The organism is Streptomyces botrytidirepellens (assembly GCF_003721215.1).
In the GTDB taxonomy this organism is placed as follows: Bacteria; Actinomycetota; Actinomycetes; order Streptomycetales; family Streptomycetaceae; genus Streptomyces; species Streptomyces himastatinicus.
Genome location: NZ_RIBZ01000617.1, coordinates 1 through 4585 on the forward strand (window position 1 = coordinate 1; position 4585 = coordinate 4585).

Annotated in this window: 5 protein-coding genes; 1 reads left to right on the forward strand and 4 read right to left on the reverse strand. The window is 73.5% G+C overall.

Annotation, left to right across the window (positions count from 1 at the left end; translation table 11 throughout):
* A partial coding sequence (locus EEJ42_RS33815; protein ID WP_184503408.1) for a PucR family transcriptional regulator occupies window positions 1–567 on the forward strand: 567 nt, incomplete at its 5' end.
* Here EEJ42_RS33815 and EEJ42_RS33820 read toward each other — a convergent pair.
* The 4 genes from EEJ42_RS33820 to dhaK form a co-directional block, all read right to left on the reverse strand.
* On the reverse strand, window positions 564–1937 hold the full coding sequence (locus EEJ42_RS33820; RefSeq protein ID WP_123105885.1) for an MFS transporter: 1374 nt from the start codon (window positions 1935–1937) through the stop codon (window positions 564–566). The two genes, EEJ42_RS33815 and EEJ42_RS33820, sit on opposite strands and share 4 nt — an antisense overlap.
* Before the next feature lie 181 nt (window positions 1938–2118).
* Window positions 2119–2535, reverse strand: coding sequence for a PTS-dependent dihydroxyacetone kinase phosphotransferase subunit DhaM (locus EEJ42_RS33825; protein ID WP_123105887.1), 417 nt, complete (start codon window positions 2533–2535; stop codon window positions 2119–2121).
* Window positions 2532–3167, reverse strand: coding sequence for a dihydroxyacetone kinase subunit DhaL (gene dhaL / locus EEJ42_RS33830; RefSeq protein ID WP_123105889.1), 636 nt, complete (start codon window positions 3165–3167; stop codon window positions 2532–2534). Before dhaL ends, EEJ42_RS33825 begins: the two co-directional genes overlap by 4 nt.
* 175 nt (window positions 3168–3342) lie before the next feature.
* Window positions 3343–4335, reverse strand: coding sequence for a dihydroxyacetone kinase subunit DhaK (gene dhaK, locus EEJ42_RS33835; protein WP_123105891.1), 993 nt, complete (start codon window positions 4333–4335; stop codon window positions 3343–3345).
* Between the last annotated feature and the right edge of the window lie 250 nt (window positions 4336–4585).

Here is a 4585-nt window from a genome sequence, read left to right on the forward strand (position 1 = left end):
CCGCTCGCCGACGGCGACAGCGCCGACGCCCTCGCCCGCCGCACCGCCCGGCAGCTGGGCACCGCCGTGCACGCGCCCGTCACCGTCGGCGCCTCCGCACCCGTGGCCGCGCCCGCCGCTGCCCCCGCCGAGGTGGCGGCGTCGTATGCCGAGGCCCGGCGCTGTCTGGCCGCGCTGCGGGTGCTGGGCCGGGCCGGTGAGGGGGCCGCCGCCGAGGACTTCGGCTTCCTCGGCCTGCTGCTGGCCGGTACGCGGGACGGCGCCCCGGACGGCACCCGGGTGCGGGACTTCGTCACGCGCACCATCGGGGCGGTCGTGGAGTACGACGCGCGGCGCGGCACCGGGCTGGTCCGCACGCTCGACGCGTACTTCGCCAGCGGGATGAGCCCGGCGCGCACCAAGGACGAGCTGCATGTGCATGTGAACACGGTGGCGCAGCGGCTGGAGCGGGTGGGGCGGCTGCTCGGCGCCGACTGGCAGTCGCCCGCGCGGTCGCTGGAGATCCAGCTGGCGCTGCGGCTGCACCGGCTGACAGGGGCCGTGGAGCACACACCCCACCCTCCCTAGGCCGAGGCCGAACGGGAAGCCTCCGACGCCGCCCGCGGCTCATCGTCGTCGCCCGGCCGGATGGCGGCCAGGTCGCGTTCGCGGGTCTCCTTCGCCGCGCCGACCGCCACCACCGTCAGCAGCGCCGCCGCGATGACGTACAGGGCGATCGGCGTGGCGCTGTCGTAGTCCGCCAGCAGCGCGGTGGCGATCAGCGGTGCGGGCGCCCCGGCCGCGACCGAGGAGAACTGGGCGCCGATCGAGGCGCCCGAGTACCGCATCCGCGTCGCGAACATCTCCGAGAAGAAGGCCGCCTGGGGCGCGTACATCGCACCGTGGAAGACCAGCCCGACCGTGACCGCGAGGAGCAGCGCCCCGAAGCCCTCCGTGTCGATGAGGGCGAAGAAGGGGAACGCCCACGCGCCGACGCCCACGGCGCCCAGCAGATACACCGGACGGCGGCCGATGCGGTCCGAGAGGGCGCCCCAGGCCGGGATCGTCACGAAGTGCACGGCGGAGGCGATGAGGACGGCGTTCAGCGCGGTCTGCTTGCCGAGGCCCACATGGTCGGAGGTGGCGTAGACGAGGACGAAGGCCGTGATCACGTAGTAGCTGATGTTCTCGGCCATCCTGGCGCCCATCGCGACCAGGACGTCCCGCCAGTGGTGGCGCAGGACGGCCACCAGCGGCATCTTCTCCGCCACGTCGGCGGACTTCCGCGCCTCGGCCTGGGCCAGCGCGGCCTTGAACACCGGTGATTCATCGACAGAGAGACGAATCCACAAGCCGACCAGCACCAGCACACCGGAGAGCAGGAACGGCACCCGCCACCCCCAGGACTCGAAGGAGCCCTCGGAGAGCAGCCCGGTCAGCGCGGACAGCACCCCGGTGGCCAGCAACTGCCCGGCGGGGGCGCCGGTCTGTGGCCAGGACGCCCAGAATCCGCGCCGTCGCGCGTCGCCGTGCTCGGACACCAGCAGCACCGCCCCGCCCCATTCGCCGCCGAGCGCGAAGCCCTGCACCAGCCGCAGCGCGGTGAGCAGGACGGGCGCGGCCGAGCCGACGGTGGCGTGCGTCGGCAGCAGGCCGATCGCACAGGTCGCCCCGCCCATCAGCAGCAGGCTCAGGATCAGCAGTTTCTTGCGCCCGAGCCGGTCGCCGTAGTGCCCGAACACCAGGGCGCCGATCGGCCGGGCGGCGAAGCCGACCGCGTACGTCAGGAACGACAGCAGGGTGCCGACGAGCGGGTCGGAGTCGGGGAAGAAGAGCTTGTTGAAGACGAGCGCGGCGGCCGACCCGTAGAGGAAGAAGTCGTACCACTCGATGGTGGTGCCGATGAGGCTCGCCGCGACGACGCGGCGCAGCGATCCGGGGCTGGTCGGAGGAGCCATGGTTACCACTTCCGAGCGGGTGCGGGGACGGATGCGAGTGCCCACACCGTAGAAATGCGCATGTCAGCTCGGATATGTACGGGGACTCCACACTTGGGCCGTCCGCTGCGGGCCCCGCACCCATACGAACGGGCCCGGGGGGCGGGCGGTGTCCGACGCCCCCGGGCCCGTGCGCTCCGCTTCAGACCTTGCGGTAGTCGTACGCCTCCGCGGCGGCTCCGGCGACGGTGTCCACGTCCGCGCCCGTGGACGCGGTGACCACGGCCGCCACCGCGCCCTCCACGAGCGGCGCGTCCACCAGCCGGGAGCCCTCCGGAAGCTCGTCCTCCTCGGCCAGCAGCGCCTTGACGGTCAGTACGGCGCTGCCGAGGTCGACCAGTATGGCCACCCCGGCGCCCTGGTCGACGGCGTACGCCGCCTCGCGTATCAGCTCCTCGCTGGTGCCGAAACCGCCGTCCGGGGTGCCGCCCGCGGCCCGTACGGGCGCGGTGCCGCCACCCGCCAGCGCGGTGGCCAGCCGGGCGACCGACTCGGCGACCTCCCCGCTGTGCGACACGACCACGACCCCGACCAGCTTCTCCCCACTGTCCTCGGTCATCGGACGGCCTCCGCCAGCGCCGCGACGATCAGCGCGGACGAGGTGGCGCCGGGGTCCTGGTGGCCGACGCTGCGTTCGCCCAGATAGCTGGCCCGGCCCTTGCGCGCCAGCATCGGCACGGTGGCCAGTGCGCCCTTGTCGGCGGCCTCGCCCGCCGCGGTGAACGACGCGGTGTCGCCGCCCAGCGCCTCCACCGCGGGGAGCAGCGCGTCCAGCATGGTCTTGTCGCCCGGCGCGGCGCCGCCGAGCTGGGCCACCGCGTCCACCCCGGCCCGCAGCGCGTCCGCCAGCTGCTGGGGCGTGACCTCCGCCGCGTCCCCCAGCGCCTTGCCCGCGCGCCGCAGCAGCGTCCCGTACAGCGGCCCGGAGGCGCCGCCCACCTTCGAGATCAGCTGGCGCCCGGCCAGGATGAGCGCGGCGCCGGGCGATCCCGGCGGCTCCTTCTCCAGCGCCTCCGTCACGGCCGCGAAACCGCGCTGCATGTTGGTGCCGTGGTCGGCGTCGCCGATCGCGGAGTCCAGCTCGGTGAGCCGGGCCGCCTCGCGGTGCACGGACTCGGCCGCGGCGGTGAGCCAGCGTTGGAAGAAAGAGGTGTCGAGCGCGTGTTCGACTGCGGATTCACTGCTGGACACAGACGCCTCCTCATGACGGTAACCGACGGCGACAGCGTACGTATCAGGTCGGCCGGTGGGGTCCGGCGGGCCGGGCCCGGCGATCCGGATCCGGTGGTCGGGGTCCGGTGGTCGGGATTCCGGTGTTCCGGGTCCGGTGGTCGGGATTCCGGTCGCCCGGGTCCGGTGGTTCGGGTCAGCAGCCCCAGCGCAGCCCGGCGGTCCGTACGGGCGCGTCCCACAGCCGCAGCAGGTCCTCGTCGACCTGGCACAGCGTGACCGAGGCGCCCGCCATGTCGAGTGATGTGACGTAGTTGCCGACGAGCGTACGTGCCACCGCCACGCGGCGCTCGCCGAGCACCCGGTGCACCTCGGCCGCGAAGCCGTACAGCTCCAGCTGCGGGGTGGCGCCCATTCCGTTGACCAGGACGAGCACCGGATTGTCCGGGCGCAGGTCGTCCAGGACCGCGTCCACCGCGTAGTCGGCGATCTCGCGCGAGGTCATCATGGCGCGCCGCTCCCGCCCCGGCTCGCCGTGGATGCCCACGCCCAACTCCAGCTCCCCGGCGGGCAGATCGAAGGTGGGGCCGCCCTTGGCGGGTGTCGAACAGGGGGAGAGCGCCACGCCGAAGCTGCGCGAGCACGCGTTGACCCGGCGGGCGATCGCCTCCACCCGCTCCAGCGGCGCTCCCTCCTCGGCCGCCGCGCCGGCGATCTTCTCCACGAACAGCGTGGCGCCGGTGCCGCGGCGGCCCGCCGTGTGGGTGCTGTCGGACACCGCCACGTCGTCGTCGACGAGCACCTTCGCGACCTGGATGCCCTCGTCCTCGGCCAGTTCGGCGGCCATGTCGAAGTTGAGCACGTCGCCGGTGTAGTTCTTGACGACGAACAGCACGCCCTTGCCGCTGTCCACCGCGGCCGCGGCGCGCACCATCTGGTCGGGCACGGGGGAGGTGAAGACCTCGCCGGGGCAGGCCGCGTCGAGCATGCCGCGCCCCACGAACCCGCCGTGCAGCGGCTCGTGGCCGGAGCCGCCGCCGGAGACCAGGGCCACCTTGTCGGGCACCGGCGCGTCCCGCCGGACGATCACCCGGTTCTCGACATCCACGGTCAGTTCGGGATGGGAGGCGGCCAGTCCGCGCAGCGCGTCGGCGACCACGGTTTCGGCCACATTGATGAGCATCTTCATGGGCGTGTTCGTCCTCCGCCGGGTGGGAGCTGTGCACCGCTGCAACAGCGTACGGATCCGGCGCGGTCATGGCACCCCTGGGGCGCTGAGCCGAACGGCCTAATAAGCCGAAAAAGGTACATAGACATCATATGGTGCGCGCATGGAGAACACTGCCGCACCGGCGGCCGCTGCCGCGCGCCCGCGCCCGCATCCACCCCTGCCGCCGCGCCACCGGCGCCGCGCGCCGTGGCTCGCGGTGGTCGCCGTC